Annotated in this window: 25 protein-coding genes; 13 read left to right on the top strand and 12 right to left on the bottom strand. The window is 66.7% G+C overall.

Annotated elements, in window-relative coordinates:
- Window positions 1-84: 84 nt before the first annotated feature.
- From VFG17_RS09865 to VFG17_RS09845, 5 genes are read right to left on the bottom strand one after another with little or no spacing between them, the layout of a single operon-like run.
- On the bottom strand, window positions 85-1653 hold the full coding sequence (locus VFG17_RS09865; protein ID WP_325029296.1) for a cisplatin damage response ATP-dependent DNA ligase: 1569 nt from the start codon (window positions 1651-1653) through the stop codon (window positions 85-87).
- Window positions 1650-2666 carry a ligase-associated DNA damage response exonuclease gene (locus VFG17_RS09860; RefSeq protein WP_325029295.1) on the bottom strand — a complete coding sequence of 339 codons (1017 nt, stop codon included), beginning with the start codon at window positions 2664-2666 and terminating at the stop codon, window positions 1650-1652. Before VFG17_RS09860 ends, VFG17_RS09865 begins: the two co-directional genes overlap by 4 nt.
- Window positions 2666-4093 (bottom strand): UdgX family uracil-DNA binding protein, encoded by a 1428-nt coding sequence (locus VFG17_RS09855; RefSeq protein WP_325029294.1) that lies wholly within the window; start codon window positions 4091-4093, stop codon window positions 2666-2668. The genes VFG17_RS09860 and VFG17_RS09855 overlap by 1 nt, the downstream gene beginning before the upstream one ends.
- Window positions 4090-5340, bottom strand: coding sequence for a putative DNA modification/repair radical SAM protein (locus VFG17_RS09850; protein WP_325029293.1), 1251 nt, complete (start codon window positions 5338-5340; stop codon window positions 4090-4092). Before VFG17_RS09850 ends, VFG17_RS09855 begins: the two co-directional genes overlap by 4 nt.
- Before the next feature lie 55 nt (window positions 5341-5395).
- The gene (locus VFG17_RS09845) at window positions 5396-6937 is read right to left on the bottom strand and encodes a sensor histidine kinase (RefSeq protein ID WP_325029292.1); all 1542 of its coding nucleotides are present in this window, start codon (window positions 6935-6937) and stop codon (window positions 5396-5398) included.
- Between the two features lie 209 nt (window positions 6938-7146).
- On the opposite strand from VFG17_RS09845, the gene VFG17_RS09840 reads away from it, so the two are divergent.
- Entirely contained in the window at window positions 7147-7941 is a 795-nt protein-coding gene (locus tag VFG17_RS09840; RefSeq protein ID WP_325029291.1) for a response regulator, read from the top strand.
- A gap of 86 nt (window positions 7942-8027) precedes the next feature.
- Here VFG17_RS09840 and VFG17_RS09835 read toward each other — a convergent pair whose 3' ends face one another.
- Together VFG17_RS09835 and VFG17_RS09830 are read right to left on the bottom strand one after the other, a co-directional pair.
- A complete protein-coding gene (locus tag VFG17_RS09835; RefSeq protein WP_414712947.1) occupies window positions 8028-8582 on the bottom strand; it encodes a sigma-70 family RNA polymerase sigma factor in 555 nt (184 codons plus the stop codon).
- A 142-nt stretch (window positions 8583-8724) separates the two neighbouring features.
- Window positions 8725-9129, bottom strand: a complete 405-nt coding sequence (locus VFG17_RS09830; RefSeq protein WP_325029290.1) for a BLUF domain-containing protein — start codon at window positions 9127-9129, stop codon at window positions 8725-8727.
- A 172-nt stretch (window positions 9130-9301) separates the two neighbouring features.
- Here VFG17_RS09830 and VFG17_RS09825 point away from each other — a divergent pair, with 172 nt between their 5' ends.
- The 4 genes from VFG17_RS09825 to VFG17_RS09810 all read left to right on the top strand — a co-directional run bounded on the left by VFG17_RS09825 (window position 9302) and on the right by VFG17_RS09810 (window position 12352).
- Entirely contained in the window at window positions 9302-9532 is a 231-nt protein-coding gene (locus VFG17_RS09825; RefSeq protein WP_037554839.1) for a NepR family anti-sigma factor, read from the top strand.
- On the top strand, window positions 9532-10167 hold the full coding sequence (locus VFG17_RS09820) for a sigma-70 family RNA polymerase sigma factor (protein ID WP_325029289.1): 636 nt from the start codon (window positions 9532-9534) through the stop codon (window positions 10165-10167). Before VFG17_RS09825 ends, VFG17_RS09820 begins: the two co-directional genes overlap by 1 nt.
- A 182-nt stretch (window positions 10168-10349) precedes the next feature.
- Complete coding sequence (locus VFG17_RS09815; RefSeq protein WP_325029288.1) at window positions 10350-11525, top strand: PQQ-dependent sugar dehydrogenase; 1176 nt, start codon at window positions 10350-10352, stop codon at window positions 11523-11525.
- Between the two features lie 47 nt (window positions 11526-11572).
- Window positions 11573-12352: an esterase/lipase family protein gene (locus VFG17_RS09810; protein ID WP_325029287.1), complete on the top strand. Its 780-nt coding sequence runs from the start codon at window positions 11573-11575 to the stop codon at window positions 12350-12352.
- Here the strand turns inward: VFG17_RS09810 and VFG17_RS09805 are convergent.
- Window positions 12331-12849, bottom strand: a complete 519-nt coding sequence (locus VFG17_RS09805; protein WP_325029286.1) for a GNAT family N-acetyltransferase — start codon at window positions 12847-12849, stop codon at window positions 12331-12333. The genes VFG17_RS09810 and VFG17_RS09805 overlap by 22 nt on opposite strands.
- Before the next feature lie 255 nt (window positions 12850-13104).
- Between VFG17_RS09805 and VFG17_RS09800 the strand changes: the two genes are divergently transcribed.
- The 4 genes from VFG17_RS09800 to VFG17_RS09785 all read left to right on the top strand — a co-directional run bounded on the left by VFG17_RS09800 (window position 13105) and on the right by VFG17_RS09785 (window position 15552).
- The gene (locus VFG17_RS09800) at window positions 13105-13569 is read left to right on the top strand and encodes an Rrf2 family transcriptional regulator (protein WP_325029285.1); all 465 of its coding nucleotides are present in this window, start codon (window positions 13105-13107) and stop codon (window positions 13567-13569) included.
- The gene (locus VFG17_RS09795) at window positions 13562-14257 is read left to right on the top strand and encodes a class I SAM-dependent methyltransferase (RefSeq protein WP_325029284.1); all 696 of its coding nucleotides are present in this window, start codon (window positions 13562-13564) and stop codon (window positions 14255-14257) included. Before VFG17_RS09800 ends, VFG17_RS09795 begins: the two co-directional genes overlap by 8 nt.
- Before the next feature lie 56 nt (window positions 14258-14313).
- On the top strand, window positions 14314-14859 hold the full coding sequence (locus tag VFG17_RS09790) for a helix-turn-helix transcriptional regulator (protein ID WP_325029283.1): 546 nt from the start codon (window positions 14314-14316) through the stop codon (window positions 14857-14859).
- Between the two features lie 81 nt (window positions 14860-14940).
- Complete coding sequence (locus VFG17_RS09785) at window positions 14941-15552, top strand: HD domain-containing protein (protein WP_325029282.1); 612 nt, start codon at window positions 14941-14943, stop codon at window positions 15550-15552.
- On the opposite strand, the gene VFG17_RS09780 is transcribed toward VFG17_RS09785, so the two are convergent.
- The 4 genes from VFG17_RS09780 to VFG17_RS09765 form a co-directional block, all read right to left on the bottom strand.
- Window positions 15542-15970 (bottom strand): VOC family protein, encoded by a 429-nt coding sequence (locus VFG17_RS09780; protein WP_325029281.1) that lies wholly within the window; start codon window positions 15968-15970, stop codon window positions 15542-15544. The two genes, VFG17_RS09785 and VFG17_RS09780, sit on opposite strands and share 11 nt — an antisense overlap.
- 76 nt (window positions 15971-16046) lie before the next feature.
- Window positions 16047-16529, bottom strand: a complete 483-nt coding sequence (locus VFG17_RS09775) for an N-acetyltransferase (protein ID WP_325029280.1) — start codon at window positions 16527-16529, stop codon at window positions 16047-16049.
- Window positions 16526-16915: an acyl-CoA thioesterase gene (locus tag VFG17_RS09770; protein ID WP_325029279.1), complete on the bottom strand. Its 390-nt coding sequence runs from the start codon at window positions 16913-16915 to the stop codon at window positions 16526-16528. Before VFG17_RS09770 ends, VFG17_RS09775 begins: the two co-directional genes overlap by 4 nt.
- 150 nt (window positions 16916-17065) lie before the next feature.
- Window positions 17066-18316 (bottom strand): threonine ammonia-lyase, encoded by a 1251-nt coding sequence (locus VFG17_RS09765; protein WP_325029278.1) that lies wholly within the window; start codon window positions 18314-18316, stop codon window positions 17066-17068.
- Between the two features lie 56 nt (window positions 18317-18372).
- Here VFG17_RS09765 and VFG17_RS09760 point away from each other — a divergent pair, with 56 nt between their 5' ends.
- The 4 genes from VFG17_RS09760 to VFG17_RS09745 all read left to right on the top strand — a co-directional run bounded on the left by VFG17_RS09760 (window position 18373) and on the right by VFG17_RS09745 (window position 23442).
- On the top strand, window positions 18373-19251 hold the full coding sequence (locus VFG17_RS09760) for an NAD(P)-dependent oxidoreductase (protein ID WP_325029277.1): 879 nt from the start codon (window positions 18373-18375) through the stop codon (window positions 19249-19251).
- Window positions 19248-20912, top strand: coding sequence for an amidohydrolase (locus VFG17_RS09755; RefSeq protein ID WP_325029276.1), 1665 nt, complete (start codon window positions 19248-19250; stop codon window positions 20910-20912). The genes VFG17_RS09760 and VFG17_RS09755 overlap by 4 nt, the downstream gene beginning before the upstream one ends.
- The gene (locus VFG17_RS09750; protein WP_325029275.1) at window positions 20902-22167 is read left to right on the top strand and encodes an FAD-dependent oxidoreductase; all 1266 of its coding nucleotides are present in this window, start codon (window positions 20902-20904) and stop codon (window positions 22165-22167) included. The genes VFG17_RS09755 and VFG17_RS09750 overlap by 11 nt, the downstream gene beginning before the upstream one ends.
- A gap of 126 nt (window positions 22168-22293) precedes the next feature.
- Entirely contained in the window at window positions 22294-23442 is a 1149-nt protein-coding gene (locus VFG17_RS09745; protein WP_325029534.1) for an alpha-hydroxy acid oxidase, read from the top strand.
- The last annotated feature ends 24 nt before the right edge of the window (window positions 23443-23466 follow it).

The raw sequence follows: 23466 nt of genomic DNA, 5'->3' as shown, positions 1-23466 counted from the left end.
AGTCTCCTTTTTGTGTTCGGGGGTCTAACTCGGTATCTTGCCCGCGAGTTGCAACCCCGTGACCGCAATTTTTAGGGCTAAATTTCAGGTCACCATCGCCTGCAAGGTCGCGATCCGGTCGGCTTCCTCGGCGGGTTTGTCGCGGCGGATGCGCGATATGCGCGGGAAGCGCATCGCGAGTCCCGACTTGTGGCGCTTGCTGCCATGGATCGAATCGAAGGCGACTTCGAGCACCAGCGACTTTTCGACCTCGCGCACCGGTCCGAAGCGGTTGAGCGTGTTATCGCGCACGAACTTGTCGAGCCATTTCAGCTCCTCGTCGGTGAAGCCCGAATAGGCCTTCCCCACGGGGAGCAACTCACCCGCGTCGGACCAGCAGCCGAAGGTATAGTCCGAATAGAAGCTCGCGCGGCGGCCGTTGCCGCGCTGCGCGTACATCATCACGCAGTCGGCGGTGAGCGGATCGCGCTTCCATTTATACCAGAGCCCGGCGCGGCGTCCCGCGACATAAGGAGCATCGCGGCGCTTGAGCATCACGCCTTCGATCGCCGCATCGCGCGCGCCGGCGCGGCGTGCGGCGAGATCGTCGAAGTCGGTCGCATCAATGACTTGCGAAAGGTCGAAATGGCTGTCCGCGAGGCGCGGGACGAAGGCTTCCAGTTGCCGCCGCCGCTCGCTCCACGGCAGGCCGCGCAAGTCGTTGCCGTCGACGCCAAGCAGATCGTAGACGCGCACAAAGGCCGGATAATCGGCAAGCATCTTCTTCGAGACGACCTTCCGCCCAAGCCGCTGCTGCAGCGCGTTGAAGCTCGCCGCTTCACCCCCCTGCACATCGCCGCGCACGAGGAGTTCGCCGTCGATCACCGCATCCTGATCGAACGCCGCGACCAGTTCGGGGAAGGCGGCGCTGATCTCTTCGCCGCCGCGGCTGTAGATGCGCGTCTCGCTGCCGCCATGAACGATCTGGACGCGGATGCCGTCCCATTTCCATTCGGCGGCATAGTCGGCGAGGTCGATGCTCTCTGCTTCGAGCGGATGTGCGAGCATGAAGGGGCGGAAGAAGGCGACGTCGGCGAGGTCGGGGCGCTCCGCCCTGCCCTCGCCCCATGCGAACAGCGGCGCATAGGGCGGCGGGATCGCGTGCCATAGTTCCTCGACATCGTCGACGGGCACGTCGAATGCTTGCGCAAACGCCTGTTTGGCGAGCCGCGCCGACACCCCGACGCGCATGCCGCCGAGCGCGAGCTTGAGCAAGGCATAGCGCCCGTCGGCGTCGAGCCGGTCGAGCAGCGACGCGACGACCGCGGGGGCATCGCTGCGCGTGGCGGCGGCGAGGACATCGACCGCTTCGGAAACGCTGAGGTCGGCCTTCTTTCCCGGCGCGTCGGGCCACAACAGCGCCGCGGTCTCGGCGGTGTCGCCGACGAAGTGCCGCGAGAGCCGGAACAATTCCTCATCGACCCGCGAAGCCAGCAACGCGCGCACCGTCCCCGCCTTCACCGCCGGAAAATCGAGGCTTTCGGTCAGCGCGGCGATCGCCCAGCCGCGATCGGGATCGGGGGTGTGGCGGAGGTAATCGACGATCAGTGCGAGCTTCGTATTGCGCGAGCGCGTGTAGATCAGCCGGTCGATCAGGGCCGCGAAGCGCTTCACGCTTCCTCCTCCTCCAGATCGCGGCCCACCAGATGCAGCGCGCGCGCCTTGCGCTGCGTCAGTTCGCACCAGCGCAGCAGGCCGTCCTCGCTACCGTGGGTGATCCAGCTTTCCTTCGGGTTCACCTCCTCGATTGTCGCGGTGAGTTCGTCCCAGTCGGCATGATCCGAAATGACGAGCGGCAGTTCGACCATTCGCTGGCGCGCGCGCTGGCGGACGCGCATCCAGCCCGACGCCATCGCGGTCACCGGATCGGGCAGCCGCCGCGACCAGCGGTCGTTGAGCGCCGACGGCGGCGCGAGGATGATCTGTCCCGCCATCTCGGCCTTGTCGGTCTCGCTAACCAGCCGCAGTTCGCCGAGGTCGACGCCGTGGATCGCGTAGAGCTGGCACATCTTCTCGAGCGCGCCATGAATATAGATCGGTGCGTCCCACCCCGCGCCGCGCAATTCGGCGATCACGCGCTGCGCCTTGCCGAGCGCATAGGCGCCGACGAGCACCGAGCGATCGGGTTCGGCACGCACCGCGCCGATCAGCTTGGCGATCTCGTCCCCGGTCGGGGGATGGCGGAACACCGGCAGGCCGAAAGTCGCCTCGGTGATGAAAATATCGCATGGCACGACCTCGAAGCGCGCGCAGGTCGGGTCGGCGCGGCGCTTGTAATCGCCGGTGACGACGATCCGCTCGCCCGCATATTCCATCAAGATCTGCGCGCTGCCGAGCACATGTCCCGCGGGGTGGAAGCTGAAACGCACCCCGCCGCGCTCGAACCCGTCGCCGTAGACGAAGGCCTGATTATGGCTCGCCTCGGCATCGACGCCGTAGCGCAGCGCCATGATCGCGAGCGTCTCGGGGGTCGCGAACACCGCGCCATGGCCGCTGCGCGCATGGTCGGCGTGGCCGTGCGTAACCGCGGCGCGCTCGACCGGGCGCGACGGGTCGATCCACAAATCGGCGGGCTTCACATAGATGCCGCCCGGATGCGGCTCGATCCAATGCTTCGCCTTCGCCATCAGGCGGCGAGCTTCCGAGCGCGGATCAGGTCGGCGACGAACGCCTTTCGCTCCTCCGCCGCCCGCGCGCGATCGGGCATGCGGAGCAGGAAGGACGGATGGATCGTCGCGATCAGCTTCGTCCCCCCTTCGAGTTCGTGCGCGGCACCGCGCATCGACTTGATGCTCGCGCTCTTGCCCGTCACCCCGCGCAGCGCGCTCGCACCCAAGGTGACGATCAGGTAGGGCTGGACCAACGCGCGTTCCTTGTCGAGCCACCAGCGGCAGATGTCGATCTCACCGGTCGTCGGATTTTGATGCAGCCGCCTTTTGCCGCGCGGCTCGAACTTGAAATGCTTGACCGCGTTGGTGAGGAACAGCCGCCGCCGGTCGAGTCCGGCTTCGTCGAGCGCCTCGTTCAGCACCTGCCCCGCGGGGCCGACGAAAGGGCGCCCCTGCAAATCCTCCTGATCGCCCGGCTGCTCGCCGACGAGCATAATGCGCGCCGCCTTCGGCCCCTCGCCCGCGACGCCTTGCGTGGCGTTGCAATAGAGCGGACAGCGCGTGCAGCGGTCGACCGCGCGCGCGAGGTCGTCGAGCGTTTTCACATCGTCATCGAGGGCCAATTCTTGCGCCACGCGCGTCCGCCATTTTTCGGTCAGAGGGTTCGCCATGGAAACGGCCGCTTCGCGCATGCGTTCCACCCGCGCCTCGGCGCCCGCGAGCAGCGGCGCGATATCCTGCGCCTCGGGCAGGTTCTTCCAGTATTTCTTCGGCATCTCGGCGCGCATCGCGTCGATCTTCACCCGCGCGGGGTTGAAGATCGCGCCATAATAAGTGCGCCACTGATCCTCAACGACGTCGCTGTCCGGAACTTCATCCTTGGTCCCGCCAAGGCCGTAGACGAGCGTCTCGCCCTGCCAGATCGCGCGCGCATCGGGGGTGACGATCGCCCAGTCCATCCCGGTGAAGCGCCGCTGAAAGAAGGGCGCGGTCAGCCGGACGATGCGGTGCGACGGCTCGAACCAGGCGGCGAACCGCTCGCGCGCCGCGTCTTCGCCCAAACGCCGGAAGCGGACGAAAGCGTGCATCTTGTGGACGTCGCGACGGATCGCCTTGTCGGCCCCCCGAAGCCAGTCGACATCCGCGTCGGTCGTCCGCGCCAGAAGAAGGCGGTCGCGCGCCGCGCGCCAGATCACGCGATAGAGCCGCGCGGGGACCTCGGCGCCGCGATGGCAGATCACGCGTTCGGCGATTTCGAGCAGTTCGCGCGGCAGCGCCACCGCGCCGGCGCGCGCCGGAGCGGCCGCCTCGCCGAACAGCGATGCCCCCGCCGCGCTGTCGCACCAGCTCACTTCCTCGGGTGCCACCCCGTCCGCGAGCAGCCCGCGTGCGGCGCTCCGCCATTCGGCGAAATCGCCCGGCACCGAGAGGACGACCTCCCTCACAGCGCCAGTGCCAATTGCTCGGCCGGTGGCGCGAAACGCGTGCGCAGATCGGCGCTGTCGGTGAGCTTGCCCGGCCGCCAGTCGGGGGTGACGATGAAGGGCAGCAATTTCTTTACCGACGCGGTGAGCTTCGCGAGATCGCCGAGCCCGAGCTTGCCCAATCGCCGCGCCGCGACAATGCGCTCGACCGCGCGCGTGCCGAGCCCCGGCACCCGCAGCAGCAATTCGCGCGGCGCGCGGTTGATGTCGACCGGAAACGCCTCGCGCCGCTGGAGCGCCCAGGCGAGCTTGGGATCGATGGCGAGGTCGAGCATGCCCCCGCGCGCCCCCTCCATGATCTCGGCGCGCTCGAAGCCATAGAAGCGCAGCAGCCAGTCGGCCTGATAGAGCCGGTGCTCGCGCATCAGCGGCGGGCGGACCGGCGGCAGGTCGCGGCTCGCGTCGGGGATCGGGCTGTACGCCGAATAATAGACGCGGCGGAGCTGGTAGCCCGAATAGAGGTTGCTCGCGGTCTTCAATATATCGTCGTCGCGCGCGGCGTCGGCGCCGACGATCATCTGCGTCGATTGCCCCGCCGGCGCGAAGCGCGGCGGCTTCGCCTTGCCGATCAGCCGGCTCTTCGCCGCCTCGATCGCATCGGCCTCGCCGACGCGCACCGACGCCATTGTCTTGCGGATCGTCGCCGGTTTCTTCTCCGGCGCGAAACTCCACAGCCCTTCTTCGGTCGGCAATTCGACGTTGGTCGAGAGGCGATCGGCATAAAGCCCCGCGAGCGCGATCAATCCCGGGTCGGCGCCGGCGATCGTCTTCAGATGGATATAGCCGGCAAAGCGATGCTCCTCGCGCAGGATGCGCGCGACCTCGACCAGCTGCTCCATCGTATAATCTTCGGAGCGGATGATGCCCGATGAGAGGAACAGCCCCTCGATATAGTTGCGCTTGTAGAAATCGAGCGTCAGCCGCACGACCTCCTGCGGGCTGAAGCGCGCGCGCTCGACATTGCTCGACGCGCGGTTGATGCAGAAACGGCAGTCGTAAATGCAGAAGTTGGTGAGCAGGATCTTGAGCAGCGAAATGCACCGCCCGTCGGGCGCATAGCTGTGGCAGATCCCCATGCCCTCGGTCGATCCGATGCCCTTTGTCTCAATGGAATCGCGCTTGACCGTCCCCGACGAGGCGCACGACGCGTCATATTTCGCCGCGTCGGCGAGCACGGCCAGCTTTTCGAGAATCGCTTTGGCGGACATGCTCCATGATTAGCATGGGAACATAGAGAGAACAAATAATCCAGATTAAGTTCGGTTACGCCTCGCGCCACCGCGCGGGGAGCGTGATGTCGACGATCAGCCCGCCGGGTTCCCACCGCCGTTCGATCGTGCCGCCAAGGTTGTTCTTGACGCTGCGCTCCATCAGCAGCGTGCCGAAGCTGGTGCGCTCGGGCGCGGCGACTTTGCGGTCGCCGCCGCTTTCGGCCCAGGTCAGGCGGAACCTGCGGTCGTCGCTGCCCTCGGCCTCCTGTGTCCAGCTCACCTCGACCTGGCCGTTCGCGCCGGTCAGCGCGCCATGCTTCGCGGCATTGGTCGCGAGCTCGTTGAAAAAGAGCGCCATCGCGACGAGCGCGTTTTCGGGAAGCAGCAGGTCGGGCCCCGACCAGCGGATGCGCGGAAAGGCCGCCTCGACCTCGCGCATCAGCGCGTGCATCGATCCCGTCATGAAATTGGCGCCGAGCAGGACGTTCTGTGCGCGGTTGAGCGCGTCGAGCCGGCTGCTGATCCGCTCGACATAATCGTCGACATCGCGCGCCGCGTGGCGGGTGAGCGAGATGATCGCGCCGACCGTCGCGAACAGGTTGCGCATCCGGTGGTGCAGTTCGCGCATCAGCAGATTGGCATTTTCCTGCCGGCTTTTCTGTTCGGTGATATCGATGCTGACCCCGGTCAGGATCGCGTCGTCGGTCCTGACATCCCAGTCGGCGTGGACCGCGATCCAGCGCACGCCGCGTTCGGGGTGCTGGATCCGATATTCGGTCGCATAATGCGCGCCATGCGCCACCGAATCGCCGAGCACGCCGCGGACCGTTTCGCGGTCGTCGGGATGGAGGCGGTCGAAGAAGTCATCGACATGCCCAAGCGCGGTCGCATAGTCGGCGCCCCAGAGCTCGGCGGCCGCGCCGCTCCATTGAATCGTGCCCGCACGGGCATCGTAGCGCCAGGTCGCGATCCCCGAAAAATCGAGCGCGCGCTCGAGCGTTCGCTTCGCTTCGTCGCGTTCGCCGACGATGCGGCGCAGGTCGGCTTCGGCCATGATAATCCCGGCAAAATCCTCCAGCCGCTCGAGTTCGGTAGCGGTCAACGGCGCCCGCTCCTCGCGGTCGATCAGGCACAGCGTCCCGAGGATCGCGCCATTATAGGCGCGGAGCGGCACCCCGGCATAGAAACGAATATGGAGGTCGCCGGTGACGAGCGGATTGTCGCGAAAACGCGGATCGTCCAACACGTCGGTCACCACGACGGGCCGCCCTTCGGCAACGACATATTGGCAGAAGCTGATTTCGCGCGGCGTTTCCGTCGCATCGAGCCCGTGGGCCGATTTGAACCACTGGCGGCACTCGTCGAGGAGCGACACCAGCGCGATCGGCACATCGTACAGGTCGGCGACCATCTTGGTCACGCGATCGAACGCCGCCTCGGGCGGGGTATCCATGATGCGATATTCGCGAAGCGTGTCGAGGCGCAGCCGTTCGGCCCGTTTCGCCTCATCGCTGCTTCCGTCCGCCACTTCCCGTCCCCCGCCGCCGTGCGATGCCGCCCCATCGCCATATTCCCCGGGCCGCCGCTCTGCCATGAATAAGGTCCCTACAAAAGCATCCTTGCCGCGCAATAAGAAAGTGGCTGTATTCCACCAGCTTACGTCGCGACCCTCTGGCGTCCCGGCTAAATCTACGCTTTAGTGCGCGACAAGTTGCAGTCGGGCGCATCGCTTTTTCGGCGTCCGCCAAGGGAACCGACCCGCACGCGCACGCGTATGACTGCTCTCAAGAGGGAGGTGTTTTGATGACATTGGGTGAGGAAATTCGAGGCCATCTGCCCTATCTGCGCCGCTACGCGCGCGCGCTGACGGGCAGCCAGCAGCATGGCGACAATTTCGTCCACACCACCCTCGAAGTCATCGTCGCCGCCCCCGATGAATTTCACAGCGGCGACGGCACGCGGATCGATCTCTACCGCAATTTTCACCGCATCTGGGAAAGCGCCTATATCGACGATGGCGAAGGCCGCGACGACGAAGAGCATCCGCTCGTCCGCGCCGCGCACCAACGCCTCGTGCAGCTCACCCCGCTCGGCCGCCAGATCCTGCTGCTCACCGCGCTCGAGGGTTTTTCGGTCGAGGAGGCGGGGCTGATCACCGGCACCGACCAGCCGACGGTCGAGGTGCTGCTGGCCGACGCGGTCGGCGAACTCGACCGCGAATCGCGCACCTCGGTGCTGATCATCGAGGACGAACCGCTGATCGCGATGGAACTCGAACAGATCGTTCGCGACCTCGGCCACCGCGTCGCGGGGATCGCGACAACGCATGAGGACGCGGTCGCGGCGTTCGAGGAAACCGACGCCGGCCTCGTCCTCGCCGACATCCAGCTTGCCGACGGATCGTCGGGCATCGATGCGGTGCAGGACATCCTCGCGATCGCGCCTGTGCCGGCGATCTTCATCACCGCCTTTCCCGAACGGCTGCTCACCGGCGGTCGGGTCGAACCGACCTTCCTGATCTCCAAGCCGTTCCGCGAGAATACGGTGCGCGCGGCGATCAGTCAGAGCCTGCTCTTTACGCCGCAGCTTGCGGCGTAACGCATAAGGGCGACACCCGCCTGCTCCCGCCCGAAAACGACGGGGAGCGGACAGGTGCCGTTTTCGACGTCAGCCGGAAAAATGACTCAATCGGGCGAAGGTCCGCCACCGGTCAGATGGTCGACATTGTCCATGATCGACCGGAACACCTCGCTCGACGGCATCGCGTCGGTGCTGCGCCGCGGCATTTCGCCGCTTTCGAGGATCGCCTGCAGTGCGGCGCGGCCGCGCGACACGCGGCTCTTCATCGTCCCGACCGCGCAGCCACAGATCGCCGCGCCTTCCTCATAGGATAATTGCCCCGCGCCGATCAGCACCAGCGCCTCGCGCTGGTCGACGGGCAGCAACAGCAGCGCGCGCTGCACGTCGGCGAGGTGCAGGCTGTCGTCCTGATCGTCGGGCGCGACGAGCAACCGCTCGGCCGCCATCTCGTCATATTCGGCGGTGAATTTCTTGCGCCGCATTTGCGACAGGAAGCAGTTGCGCAGGATGACGAAGGCCCAGCTCTTCATGCTGGCGGGCCCCGGAATATATTGCGCGCGCGCCTTCCAAGCCTTCAGCATCGTTTCCTGCACCAGGTCGTCGGCAAGGTCGGCGTTGCCCGTCAGGCTGCGGCCGAACGCGCGCAGATGCGGAAGCATCGCGGCCAATTCACGCTTGAAGCTGGCATCGTCGAGCGGTTGAGGCGTTACGTCGTTGATAAAAAAACCTTTGCGTGACGATGTCGGGTCATATCATGAACGGCTTAGCGGGTTGGGGTGGCATTGCAAGCACCCGCCCCGGTCACGCGACACGCGGGCGGCGTCCCAGCGCGATGAAATTGGCGAACATCCGCTCGTCCTGCAAATCGATCCTGCCGTTGGCGGCGAGGCGCGCCAAGCCATTGTCCTGCCATTCGAAACGTGGATCGTAAAGCATCGCCCATTCACCGAAATCACGCATCTCGACGGCGCGGCGCCGCACTTCGACCATGCCGCTGTGACGCGGATCGGCCCTGATGACAGCGAGACATGCCTCTACCCGGTCGTCCGGCCCCTCGAGAAGCTGGAGGAAATTATGGCCGTTATAGACGAGCGCCCCGGTCAATTCGTCGCGCGCATTGTTTCGACGCGCCGAAACGAGGATCGCAGCAATATCCTCATCGCTGATCAACGGATCGGCGACACTCACATATGTGACGGAAAGCAACTGGTCATCTCCCGAAGGCCGGACAGGGGCCGGCCAAGTGTGACCCCTCACATCCCTTCGCTTAAGGCCGGTGTGGTTTCTTGGCAACGCGTTCGTCGCAAAAAACAGAAGTCGTGGAACTAGCGGCGCCTTTCCTCGTTGCTCTCGCATGGCTACGCAAGGCAATGATAGGATGAACGGAAAGGGCACTCTCCCGCCCGGCGCCGACGCGCCCCGCCGCGCACAGGGGAGCTTCCCCGGAACGCACGGCGACCAGTGGCACCGCACCCTGACCGGGCGGCAGGCGCCCGAGCCGGTGAGCGCCAAGTTGCGCATGATCTATGGCAATATCGTTTCCGAACAATTGCCCGACAACATGCTCGACCTTCTGTCTCAGCTCGATCAGAAAAGCCCGAAGCAATAATGACCGGAAACCCCGCCGCTGCATCGCAGCCGCAGGCCGACACCCTGTCGGACAGCGAATTCAAGGCACTGCTCGCCGGCGTCATTCCGCATCTGCGCGCCTATGGCCGCAGCCTGTCGGGCAACCCCGACCTTGCCGACGACCTGACGCAGGACACGATGGTCAAGGCGTGGGCCTCGCGCGAGCGGTTCGAGCGCGGGACGTCGATCAAGGCGTGGACCTTCGTCATCCTGCGCAACACCTTCCTGTCGCAGATGCGCCGCAACAAGTTCGTCGGCGAATATGACGAGACCGCGGTCGAGCGCACCATGTCGACCCCGGCGAACCAGGAAGACAGCGGCGAGATGGCCGACCTGCAGCGCGGGCTGATGGAATTGCCGCAGGATCAGCGCGAGGCATTGATCCTCGTCGGCGCCGGCGGCCTGTCCTATGAGGAAGCCGCGAGCATCTGCGACTGCGCGCTCGGCACGATGAAGAGCCGCGTATCGCGCGCGCGCGCCGCGCTCGAGGAGATCATGAACAGCGGTCAGTTCTCGCAAAAGCGCGCCGACGCGCCGCCATCGAGCGAGGCGGTCGACGCGATCATGGACAGCGTCGAGACGATTACCGCGCGGCGCGAGGCAGCGAACCGCTAATAGGCTGATCATAGCCCTTAATTACGTTTGTGCTGAGCTTGTCGAAGCACCGTCCTTCTTCTCGACCTCGTAAAAAAGAGCAGCCCTTCGACAAGCTCAGGGCAAACGGCGTGTGAGCACTCGACATCGAGCATCGGTCGCGTCAAAACGATACCTCTTCCCCAGCAAAGCGAGCTCCTCCGATGAAGAATCTACCGCCCCTCGCCTTGATCGCCGCGCTGGCCGTCGCCGCCTGCTCGGCGCCCGCCGCCACCGAAGCGGCGCCAGCCGACACCGCCAAGCTCGACGCGTCGGGCGATCATCCCGCGACGCCGCTCGCCGATGCGCCCTTCACGGTCAAGGAGATCGCGAGCTTCAACGAACCCTGGGCGATGACCTTCATCCCCGGCACCCGCGCCGCGCTGATCACCGAGAAATCGGGCAAGCTCAAACTCTGGCAGGAAAATGGCGCGACGCAGGATGTCGCGGGCGTGCCCCCGGTCGCCTATGGTGGGCAGGGCGGCTTCGGCGACGTGATCGTCGCGCCCGATTTCGCCGCGACCGGCACCATCTATCTGAGCTGGGTCGAGGCCGGGACGGGCAATACCGCCGGCGCCGTCGTCGGCAAGGCGAAGCTCGTCCAGGGCGCCGCGCCGCGGATAGAGGGTCTTCAGATCATCTGGAAACAGGATCCGAAGGTGACGGGCCGCGGCCATTATTCGCACCGCCTCATCTTCTCGCCCGACGGCAAATATCTCTTCATCGGATCGGGCGAGCGGCAGAAATTCGATCCCGCGCAGGACATGAAGGCCAATCTCGGCAAGATCGTCCGCCTCAACCCCGACGGCAGCGTTCCGGCCGACAATCCTTTTTCCAGCGAAGGCGGCGTGACCGCGCAAATCTGGTCGCTCGGCCACCGCAACATCCTTGGCCTCGCCTTCGACGGCACCGGCAGGTTCTGGAACCAGGAAATGGGGCCGAAGGGCGGCGACGAAGTCAACCTCGTCGCGGCGAAGGCCAATTACGGCTATCCGATCGTGTCGAACGGCGATCATTATGACGGCAAGGATATTCCCGACCATCCGACCCGCCCCGAATTCGCCGCGCCGAAACTGTGGTGGAATCCCGCCGTTTCGCCCGCCGGCCTCGCCTTCTATGGCGGCGACCTCTATCCCGGCTGGAAGAACAGCCTGCTGATGGGGGCGCTGTCGGGCGAGGGCCTCATCCGCATGGACATCGACGGCGAGACGCTGCACAAGTCGGACCGCTGGGACTTCGGCCGGCGCATCCGCGAGGTCGAGGTGCGCGACGACGGCTCGGTCTGGCTGCTAACCGACGGCGAGGACGGCAAGCTGGTGAAGCTGGTGCCGAAGAAGTAGCGGCGGTCCGGCTTTCGCCGCGGGGCAAGCATCCCTATATCGCTCCCATGATCCGCGGATTCCTCACCCGGCGCGCCGAATGGCCCGCGCGCGTCCCCGATCCCGACGCGCCGCCGCCGCTGACCTTGCTGTGGCGCGAGGTCGGGTCGCTCGCGCGCGCGATCGGCGGACGGATCCGCCCGCTGCCGCCCGAGCCCAACCCCGACAGCGAGCATCCGCCGGTGATGGTGCTGCCGGGCTTCCTCTCGGGCGACTGGGCGACCAAGGCGCTGCGCGCCGACCTCCGCCGCGCGGGCTTTCGCTGCTATGCTTGGGGTCTCGGCTTCAACCGCGGCGCGACCGCCGACATCATCGAGCGCATCGACACCCGCGTCCAGTGGATCATCGACCGCACGGGCTACGCCCCGGCGCTGGTGGGATGGTCGCTCGGCGGCATCTATGCGCGCGAATATGCGAAGCATCACCCGGACAAGGTCGCGCGCGTCGTCACCTTGGGCTCGCCCTTTTCGGGCAGCCGCCGCGCCAACCGCGCGTGGCGCCTCTACCACCTGATCGCGCGCCATCCGGTCGACAATCCGCCGATCGACTTCCACCCCGCGCCGCGTCCCGAAATGCCGACCTTCGCGCTCTGGTCGAAGCACGACGGCGTCGTCGCGGTGAACAGCGCGCGCGGGCTTCCGCACGAAAGCGATCGCGAGGTCGAGGTCGACTGCAGCCATATGGGCTTCGCCTATGCGCCGACCTCGGTCGCGGCGATCGTCAAGGCGCTGACCGAGGAGGTCGGCGCCGAAGCGGACGTGCCCAATCAGCAGACATCGATGCGATAGGCCGGCGCCGCGCGCCACGCCATCAGCATCCGGCCCGGACGTTTCCCCGCCCGCCCCGTCGACACGAAGCCGATCCGGCGCAGCAGTGCGCGCGATCGTTCGTTGTCGGGATGGCATTCGGCGACGATCGAAGCACCCGGCCGCGACGCGGCGAGCGCCTCGACCACCGCGCGCACCGCCTCGGTCGCGATCCCCCTGCCGCGCACGCGCGCCGCGAACCAGTAACCGATCTCATATTCGCCGCCCGGCCGGCGATGGACGCCGATCACGCCGTTGAGGTCGAGGCCGCTTTCGTCGCGCACCGCATGGAACACGTCGCCGCCGCCCGATCCGGCGATCAGCGCACGCGCGTCGGCTTCGGTGAAGGGGGCGGGCAGAAAATGCACGCGCGAGGTCACCGTCTCGTCGGTGATCGCGGCGAGCGCGCGCGCATCGTCGGCCAGCAGCGGCGTGATGCGGCAATTCTCGGTCGACAGGGCAAGCAGGGTATCGGTCATGTCGCGTCTTCTTCCAAAAGCGCGCGCCGCGACCGGGGGTTAAGTGGTGTGATGATGTGATGACAACCATTCGCCTTCCGGACACGGCGGCGATGGTCATAGGGTGATGCCATGCCGCTCCTATGTAAAGGAGCGCCAATACGCCTTGAATCGGGTGGATCGGTCGTTGGTCATCGCCGCTGTGGCTAATCGCTGCGGCGGCGCCGGTCAATCCCGCGTCTTGACGGTCGCGTTTCATGCACTATTTAAAGTTACATGAAACGCGACAGCCGACTCTCGGGCGTGCTCCACGTCCTCCTCCACATGGCCGAAGCGGGCACGCCGATGACCTCGGAGCAGCTCGCCAAGGCGATGCAGACGCACGCTGTCGTGATCCGCCGCATCCTCGGCGGCCTCCGCGATGCGGGCTTCGTCCACAGCGAAAAGGGCCATGGCGGCGGCTGGACGATCGCGAAGCCCCTCGCCGACATCACGATGCGCGACGTCTATGACGCGATCGGCCGGCCCAGCCTGATGGCGATGGGCAACCGCACTGAGGCGCCCGGCTGCCTCGTCGAACAGGCGGTCAACGCCGCGCTCGACACAAGTTTTCAGGAGGCCGAAGCGCTGCTGCTCGCACGTTTCGGGGAGGTGACGCTTGCTGAACTCGCCGCCGATTTCCACGCGCGCATGGCCGCGCGATCGACTTCCCCCACCGCACAGGAGCAATTCCATGGCTGAAGGCGCCCAGCATTTCCTAGACAGCTTTAAGGATCCCGAAGCGGTCGCACGCTACACCGAAGGGCCGCGGCGCTTCGTCCCCGGCCTCGACGGGCTCCACCGCATGACCGGGCTCCTGCTTACCGAACGCGTTCCGGGCGACGCGCATATCCTCGTCCTCGGCGCGGGCGGCGGCAGCGAGATGAAGGCGATGGCCGAGGCGCATCCCGGCTGGCGCTTCACCGGCGTCGATCCCGCGGGGCCAATGCTCGACCTTGCCGCCAGGGTCATGGGTCCGAACGCGCATCGCGCCGATCTGGTCGAAGGCTATATCGACGACGCCCCCGCTGGGCCGTTCGATGGCGCGACCTGCCTGCTCACGCTCCATTTCCTCGATACCGAAGAACGCATCCGCACCGCCGCAGAAATCCGCCGCCGCCTCAAACCCGGCGCGCCCTTCGTCGCCGCGCACGGCAGCTTCCCGCAAGGCGCCGGCGAGCGCGACCGCTGGCTCGATCGTTATGCCGCCTATGCCATCGCCTCGGGCGGCGATCCCGACCAGGTCGCCAAGGGCCGCGAGGCGGTCGCCACCCATGTCGCGATGCTCAGCCCCGAAGCCGACGAGGAAGTGCTCCGCGCCGCGGGTTTCTCCGGCGTCGAACAATTCTACGCCGCCTTCACCTGGCGCGGCTGGGTGGGCTATGCTTGAGCCTCGGGTTCGACGAACGATATTGTAGCGGCGGCGCGGCGCGCTAATATCGGGCGATGACACAGGATCTGCCGATCGGCCGGGCGCTCCGCCGCTTCCGCCGCCTCAACGCCATCAAGCAGGGCCATTTCGCGGAGCTGCTCGGCGTCGCGCAGGCGAGCGTCTCGCGCTGGGAAAGCGGCGCGCACGAGCCCGACGCGGCTCACCGCGAGAAAATCGCCGCGCTCATCGCCGCGCAGACGGGGAGCGACGCCGACGCCGCGCTCAAACGGCTGGTCGAGACCTCGACGCAGGCGGTCCACCTCGTCTGCGACGCGACGCACCGCTTGCTCGCGGCGTCGCCCGCGCGCGCGGCGTCGTGGAATGCCGATGCCCGCGCCTATGTCGGCATGTCGTTGTGGCGCTTCGCGACGCGCGAAATCATCCTCGCCGAGGCGGGGCTTGCGGCGGCGGGCTGGTTCGAGCGCCCGTTCCAGACCCTCGACGTCCGGACCGGCGCCAACGGCAGTCGCGAAATCCCCGTTAGCCCCGGATGGATGCGCTGGGAAACCATTCCGCTTTCGGGCGGGCGCACCGGACGTCTGACGACGACGCTTGGCTGACGCGCATATTTTTTTCGTGTCCGCGCTCGCGGCGCATTCCTATGGCGATACCCATAAAGCGTCGCTGTGAAGGACCGCCCGATGGAACAGGCCATTCAGACAGATCCCGCCCGGCTTGAGGCGATTCTCACCTTCGTCCAGGCGGCCGAGAAGCTGAAGGATACACTGCGCAGCGGCATCACGTCGCAGGGCCGCGCCGAGAGCACTGCCGAACATAGCTGGCGGCTCTGCCTGATGGCTATGCTGTTCGACCGCGAACTCGGCGAGTTCGACCGGCTCAAACTGCTCAAGCTATGTATCGTCCACGATCTCGGCGAAGCAATTTCAGGCGACGTCCCGGCGACGCAGCAGGTCGCGGGCGACGGGCGCGCCGCGCAGGAACGCGCCGACCTTGTAGCGCTATGCGAACCGTTGCCCGGCGACCTTCGCCAGGAAATCGTCGCGCTCTGGGACGAATATAGCTCCGCCGCCTCGCCCGAAGCGATCCTCGCCAAGGGCTTCGACAAGCTCAAGACGATGCTCCAGCACCTCGTCGGCAAAAACGGCCCCGGCTTCGACTACCGGTTCAACCTTGCCTATGGCGCGAAGCATACCGCGCGCCATCCGCTGCTCGCGCAATTGCGCGTCCTCGTCGATCGGGAAACGCAAAAGCGCGTGGCGATGATGGCGCCGGCCGGGGCGACTAGAAGCTGATCTCCACCGATGGCGCGCTCCGCTGGTGTTCGCCGTGATAGACCGCCTCGATATTGTTGCCGTCGGGATCGAGCAGGAAGGCGGCATAATAGCCCGGATGATAGGGCCGCTCGCCCGGCGCGCCATTGTCGCGCCCGCCCGCCGCCAGTCCGGCGTTGTGGAAGGCGTCGACCATCGCGCGATCCGCCGCCTGAAAGGCGAGATGATGCCGGCCGGTAAGCTCGCCGAGTGCCGCTTCGCTGTCCCTGGTCGATACGAACAATTCGTCGAACCAGAAATCATCCCCGATCTCGCCGCCGAGCGGAATGCCGAGCACGCCGAAGACCGCGTCGTAGAATGTGCGGCTGGCCCTGATGTCGGCGACGACCAGCTGGATATGATCGATCAGCCGGCCGCGATACAGCAATTGCGTTTCCATCGTCTCTCTCCCGTTGTTCCGGACCGGCAGAGATACGGCCGCGCCGTTCCGAAGGTTCCCCAAGAGGAACAGGAGGTCAGAGCGTCCGGAACATCACCAGCGCGTCGACGAAGCTCTCGGTCGGATGCGCGAACGCCCCCGGCAGCCGGCCGACGACCGCGAACCCCAGCGACTGCCACAGCCCGATCGCGCGGACATTGCTGCTGACGACGAAGTTGAACTGCATCGCGCGAAAGCCGCGCGCCTTCGCGCGCTCGATCGAGTGCATGCACATCGCGCGCGCGACTCCGCGCCCGGTCGCCGCCGCGCCCGTCATATAGCCCGCGTTGCAGACATGCGCGCCGCCGCCCGCCTGGTTGGCGCGCAGATAAGAGGTGCCGAGGATCGCGCCGTCGGCCTCGGCAACGAACACCTCATTGTCCGCGCCGAACCAGTATGCGAGCGCGTCATCGCGGCTCATCGCGCGGTCGAGCGTATAGGTCTCGCCGGCGCGGATCACGGGCTCGAGGATCGCCCAGACCGCGGCGGCGTCGGCTTGCGTGGCGGGCCGGACGATCATTGAAACGGCGCGAGTATCGCGTCGGTCACGCGCAGCGGCCGCCCGCTCGCCTTGTCGAGCAGCGCCCACACCGTCCGCGCCCGCACATGGGCTTTGCCGTCCGCGCCGGTGAACTCCATAAAGCGGTCGAATTTCGCGCCCTGCGGCCTGTCGGCGACCCAGGTCCGCGCGGTCACCGTCTCGCCGGGGCCGAGCGCACGGAGATAGTCGATCTCGTGGCGCACCACGACCCAGATATAGGCGTCCTTGTGCGCCTCAGGCGCCGCGGCGTCCCAATGGCCGATGGCGACCTGCTGGATCCACTGGACCCAGACCGCATTGTTGACATGGCCGAGCTCGTCGATGCTCTCGGGCGTCGCGGTGAGTTGGAGGGTGAATTCTTTCATCGGCCGCCCAGACTATGTCGAGATTCAGTTCGTGGTGGAGCGAGAATGGCTGGCTCCGAGAACCGGAGCGCAGCGTACTTCAGTACGTGAGCACCGGAAGCGGAGGAGACGGCCGTTCGCAGCCCGCCACGGGCTGAATATCGGCATAGTCTATGCCAGTTCGACCGTGGTCACCATATAACCCGCATCGCGCAGCGAGGCGACGAGGCTGTCGAGATGCTCGCGGTCGCGCGCTTCGCATTCGATGTCGGTGATCAGCCCCTTGGCCGGCAAGGTGGTGAAGATGCGCTGGTGATAGATTTCGATGATGTTGACCTGTTTCTCGTCGAACAGCTTCATCACCTTGAACAGCGCGCCCGGCCGGTCCTGCAGGCGGATGCGCAGCCGCGCGATGCGGCCCGAGCGCGCGAGGTCGCGCAGCAGCACATTGGCGAGCAGCCGCGTGTCGATATTGCCGCCGGTGAGCACCAGCCCGACCTTGCGCCCTGCAAATTCTTCGGGATGCGCGAGCATCGCCGCCAGCCCCGCAGCGCCCGCGCCCTCGACGACCGTCTTTTCGATCTGGAGCAGCAGGCTGACCGCGCGTTCGAGATGCCGTTCGGCGACGAGCACGATATCGTCGTTGAGTTCGGCGACGATCCGCCGCGTGTAAGCGCCCGGTTCCTTGACCGCGATGCCCTCGGCGAGCGTGTCGCCCTCGCACGCCATGTCGACGCCGTTGAGTTCGGCATACATCGACGGATAGAGTTCGGCCTGCACGCCGATCAGCCGCATATCGTTCTTCACCCCCCGCGCCGCGGTGCCCATGCCGGTGAGCAGCCCGCCGCCGCCGATCGGCACGATCATCGTGTCGAGTTCGGGCACATCCTCCAGCATTTCGAGCGCGACGGTCCCCTGCCCCGCGGCGATATGCGGATGGTCGAACGGATGGACGAAGGTCAGCCCGCGTTCCTTTTCGAGCACGCGCGCGTGCGCCGAGGCGTCGTCGAACTTCTCGCCGAACAGCACGATTTCGGCGCCGTGGCTCGCGGTCTGCGACACCTTCACCTGCGGCGTCGTCTTGGGCATCACGATCGTGACGGGCACGCCGAGGCGCTTGCCATGATAGGCGAGCCCTTGCGCATGATTGCCCGCCGACGCCGCGATCACGCCGCGCGCCTTGGCTTCGTCGCTCAGCAGCAGGAGCGCGTTCAAGGCGCCGCGTTCCTTATACGCCGCGGTGAACTGCAGATTCTCGAACTTCAGCCACACCTCGGCGCCGACCATTTCGGACAGCGTCTGCGAATGCAGCGTCGGCGTGCGCACCACCGCACCGTTAATTCGTCCCGCCGCCGCGCGCACATCGTCCAATGTGATCGCCGGAAAATCGGCGGCGGGGGTCAGGGTGAGTTGATCGGTCATAGGCGAAGCGCCCTAGCCCATCTGGCGCCCGAAGCAAACAATGCTATGGACTGCGCATGAGCGAACGAAAATTGCGTATCAGCTTCATCGGTACCGGCGTCATGGGCGGACCGATGGCAGGCCACCTCGTCAAGGCGGGCCATAACCTCACCGTCTATAATCGCACCCGCCCCAAGGCCGACGCCTGGGCGGAACAGCATGGCGGCACGGCGGCAGCGACCCCCGCCGAGGCCGCGAAGGACGCCGACGTCGTCCTGACCTGCGTCGGCAACGACGACGATCTCGCGCAGGTTACGCTCGGACGCGATGGCGCTTTCAAGGCGATGAAGAAGGGCGCGCTCTTCGTCGACCACACCACCGTCTCGGCGCGCATCGCGCGCCAGCTTTCGGTCGAGGCCGACGGCCTCGGCCTGCTCTGCCTCGACGCCCCCGTCTCGGGCGGCGAGGCCGGCGCGCAGAACGGCACGCTCTCGATCATGTGCGGCGGCACCAAGGCCGCGTTCGAGGCGGCGGCGCCGGTGATGCAGGCCTATGCCGCGCGCATGGTGCATATCGGCGGCCCCGGCGCGGGGCAGACGACCAAGATGGTCAACCAGATCGCGATCGCCGGGGTGGTCCAGGGCCTCTCCGAAGCGCTGCGTTTCGCGCAGGCGTCGAAGCTCGACACCGACAAGGTGTTCGAAGCCGTGTCGGGCGGCGCCGCGGCAAGCTGGCAGATGCTCAACCGCTGGGGCACGATGGCGAAGGACGAGTTCGACTTCGGCTTCGCGGTCGACTGGATGCGCAAGGACCTCGGCCTCGCGATCGACGAAGCACGCGTCAACGGCGCGACGCTCCCCGTCGCCAGCCTCGTCGACCAATTCTACGCCGATGTGCAAAAGGCCGGCGGCGGGCGCAGGGATACGAGCTCGCTCGTGACGCGGTTGCCGAAATGAAGCGCCTCCTGCTGGCCGCTTTGGCCCTCACCCTCGCCGCCCCCGCGCACGCCGACACGCTGATCGACAACGTCAACGGCATCACCCTCGACAAGGACGGCAAGCTCGTCCGCTTCACCGGCCTCGTCATCGATACCGAGGGCAAGGTGAAGCAGCTGCTCGACCGCAAGGACAAGCGCCCCGAACGCCCCGATTTCAAGCAGGACGGCAGGGGCCGCACGCTGATCCCCGGGCTGATCGACGCGCACGGCCATGTCATGGGTCTGGGCTTCAAATTGATGCTGCTCGACCTCTCGGGCACCGGCAGCCTCACCGAAGCGCAGGCGGCGATCCGCAAATATGCCGCCGAAAATCCCGAAATGCCGTGGATCATCGGAACGGGCTGGAATCAGGAGAAGTGGGGCCTCGGCCGCTTCCCGACCGCCGCCGATCTCGACGCCGCGGTGCCGAACCGCCCCGTCTGGCTCGAACGCGTCGATGGCCACGCCGGCTGGGCGAATACGGCCGCGATGGCGGCGGCGAAGATCACCCCCGCGAGCAAGTCGCCCGAGGGCGGCCGCATCGAAATGGCGGGCGGCAAGCCGAGCGGCGTCTTCGTCGACGCCGCGATGAGCCTGATCGACGGCGCCAAGCCCAAGCCGCTCGCGCGCGACCTCGACCGCGCGCTGTATCTCGCACAGCAGAAGCTGCTCGAACAAGGCGTCACGACTATCGCCGACATGGGCACGAAGATCGAGGAATGGCAGGCCTATCGCCGCGCGGGCGACAAGAAACAGCTCGCGGTGCGCATCCTCTCCTATGGCGGGGACATCGACAATATGGCGATCATCGCCGGGTCCGAGCCGACCCCGTGGCTCTATGACGACCGCCTCCGCATGGTCGGGGTGAAGCTCTATCTCGACGGCGCCCTCGGCTCGCGCGGCGCCTGGCTGAAGGCGCCGTATAGCGACGCGCCGGAGCAAAAGGGCCTCCCCCTCCTCACCCCCGCGCAGCTCCGCAACAAGATGGTGCGCGCGTCGATGGACAAGTTCCAGGTCGCGATCCACGCCATTGGGGATGCGGCGAATGCCGAGGCGCTCGCAGCCATCGCCGACCTCACCGCCGACCTGCCGGGCGAGCGCCGCTGGCGTATCGAACATGCGCAGATCATCGACCCCGCCGACATCGCGCGCTTCGCCCAACTCAAGGTCATCGCCTCGATGCAGCCGATCCACCAGCCGAGCGACCGCGTGATGGCCGAAGCGCGCCTTGGCCCCGACCGTCTCAAGGGCGCCTATGCGTGGCGCAGCCTCCAGAACGCGGGCGTCCGCCTCGCCTTCGGCTCCGACGTGCCGGTCGAAAGCGCCAACCCCTTCCCCGGCATCGCCGCCGCCATCTCGCGCACCGATGCGAAGGGCGAGCCCTTCGGCGGCTGGCACCCCGAGGAAGCGGTCAGCCGCGAGACCGCGCTCGACGGCTTTACCCGCACCGCGGCCTATGCGGCCTTTGCCGAGGACCGCATTGGCACGCTGATGCCGGGGATGCGCGCCGACTTCCTGATCGTCGACGCCGACCCGATGCTCGCGAGCCCCGACGAGATCCGCCGCATGGCGCCGCTCGAAACCTGGGTCGGCGGCTATCGCTATTACAAGCAGAAGGAAGGCGCGACCGTTGGCCGATAGTCCTTCGCGCCGCGCGCTGCTGACCGGCCTCGCGGCGCTGCCGGTCGCGGCGAGCGCGGCGGCGGCCCAGCGCAAGGAGCGCCGCTCGAAAAAACGCAAGCCCGCCAAACCCAAAATCCAGCATGTCGACGTCGCGATCATCGGCGCGGGGGTGTTCGGGGCGTGGACCGCGTGGCACCTCTTGCGCGCGGGCAAGTCGGTGCGGTTGTTCGACGCCTATGGCGCGGGCAACGCGCGCAGTTCGTCGGGCGGGGCGAGCCGCGTCATCCGCATGGGCTATGGCGCCGACGCGCTTTATTCGGAGATGGCGCGCGAATCGCTCACATATTGGAAGGAGCTTTCCGACACCGCAAGCGCACCGATCTTTCACAATAGCGGCGTGCTCTGGTTCGCGCCGCAGGGCGAAAGCTACACCGCGCAGTCGCTCGCCTGGCTGCAGGCGAACCGCGTCGGCCACGAGCATGGCGACGTCAGCTGGCTGCAGAATAAATATCGCCAGATTCAATTCTATCAGGGCGAGACGGGCATCCTCGAGACCGAAGCGGGCGCGCTGATCGCGGCGCGCGGCGTGCAGGAGGTGATCGCCGACGCCCAGATCGAGGTCGAGCGCGTCGTCATGCCCGCGCCGCTCTTCTCGAAGCGGATCAAGAAGCACCGGCTTCCCGACGGCGGGACCGCCGACCATCTCGTCTATTGCGCGGGTCCGTGGCTCGCCGAGCTTTTTCCGCAGCAGCTGATGCACAAAATCGTCGCGACGCGGCAGGAAGTCTATCATTTCGGCGCGCCGCAGGGCGACAGCCGCTTCGCCCCCCCCGAGCTGCCCGTCTGGGCCGACTTCAACAACGGCCGCATCGTTTACGGCATCCCCGACCTCGAAGGCGCGGGGTTCAAGATCGCGTTCGACACGCACGGCCCGGTGATCGACCCCGACACGCTCGAACGCCAGCTCACTCCGGCCGGCATCGCCGAAGCGCGCGCCTATATGACGCGACGCTTCCCCGGCCTCGCCAATGCCCCGCTGCTCGGCGGGCGCGTCTGCCAATATGAGAATAGCTCGAACGGCGATTATCTGATCGACCGCTTCCCGGGACAGGAACGCGTCTGGCTCGTCGGCGGCGGGTCGGGGCACGGTTTCAAGAACGGCCCCGCAGTGGGGAAACGCGTCGCCGCACATATCCTCGACGAGGATCTCGCGGTCGAACCGCGCTTCGCCTTCGCGACCAAGGGCACGGTCGCGGCGCGGACGGTGTTCTGAGCCGGAGCGCGCGCCGTTAATTCCGAAACCGTTCGCCCTGAGCTTGTCGAAGGGCCGTTCTTTCCTTCATAGGCAGCGCAGAAGGACAGTCCTTCGACAAGCTCGGGACAAACGGGGGTGATGAGCGTGCGCCTGACCGACTGCCACAATATCGACGATTTCCGAGGGCTCGCGAAGCGGCGCCTGCCCTGGCCGGTGTTCGACTATATCGACGGCGCCGCCGACGACGAGGTCACCCGCCGCCGCAACCGCGAAGCGTTCGACGGCTGCGACCTCATCCCGCGCGTGCTCGCCGGCGTTGAAAGCGTGGACATGCGCACGACGCTCTTCGGGCGCGAGATCGCGATGCCGCTCTTCCTCGCGCCGACCGCGCTCCAGCGCCTCTTCCACTGGCAGGGCGAGCGCGCGGTGCTTCGCGCCGCCGCGAATGCTGGCACCGTCGCGGGCATTTCGAGCCTCGCGACGATCGGCCTCGCCGAAGCCGGCGCGCTGACGGGCGGCCCCAAGCTGTTCCAGCTCTATGTCCATCATGACGAAGGGCTCAACCGGGCGATGCTCGACGCCGCGCGCGAGGCGAAGTTCGACGCGGTCGCGCTCACCGTTGATACGATCGTCGGCGGCAACCGCGAACGCTGCCTGCGCTCGGGCTTCACCTCGCCGCCGCGCTTCACCGCGTCGAACATGCTCTCCTATGCGATCAAGCCCGGCTGGGGGCTGAACTACGTCCTCCGCGAGAAGTTCAGCCTGCCCAACCTCGCGACGCATGTGTCCGAAGGGTCGAGCGTTCCCAAATCGGTGGCCGAATATTTCACCTCGATGCTCGACCAGAGCCTCGACTGGAAACGCGCCGAGGCGATCCGCAAGCAGTGGGACGGCCCCTTCTGCCTGAAGGGCATCGTCGCGGTCGAGGACGCACGGCGCGCCGCCGATATCGGCGCCACCGCGATCATGGTGTCGAACCATGGCGGGCGGCAACTCGACGGCAGCATCGCGCCCTTCGACGCGCTCGCCGCCATCGTCGATGCGGTCGGCGACAAGGTCGAGGTGATCTGCGACGGCGGCATCACGCGCGGCACGCATGTGCTGAAAGCGCTGTCGATCGGCGCGAAGGCCTGCTCGGGCGGCCGCCTCTATCTCTACGCGCTCGCCGCGGCGGGCGAGCAGGGCGTCGCGCGCGCGATCGCGCAGCTCCGCGCCGAAATCGAGCGCGGCATGAAATTGATGGGGGCCAAGACCCTCGCGGACCTCGGCCCCCATAATCTGCGCTGGCGATAAAAAATCCTCCCTGTCGCGCAGCGA

It is taken from the genome of Sphingopyxis sp. (genome assembly GCF_035686825.1).
In the GTDB taxonomy this organism is placed as follows: domain Bacteria; phylum Pseudomonadota; class Alphaproteobacteria; order Sphingomonadales; family Sphingomonadaceae; genus Sphingopyxis.
Note: the sequence above shows the minus strand (reverse complement) of the source record. Positions and strands in the feature narration are given on the sequence as shown.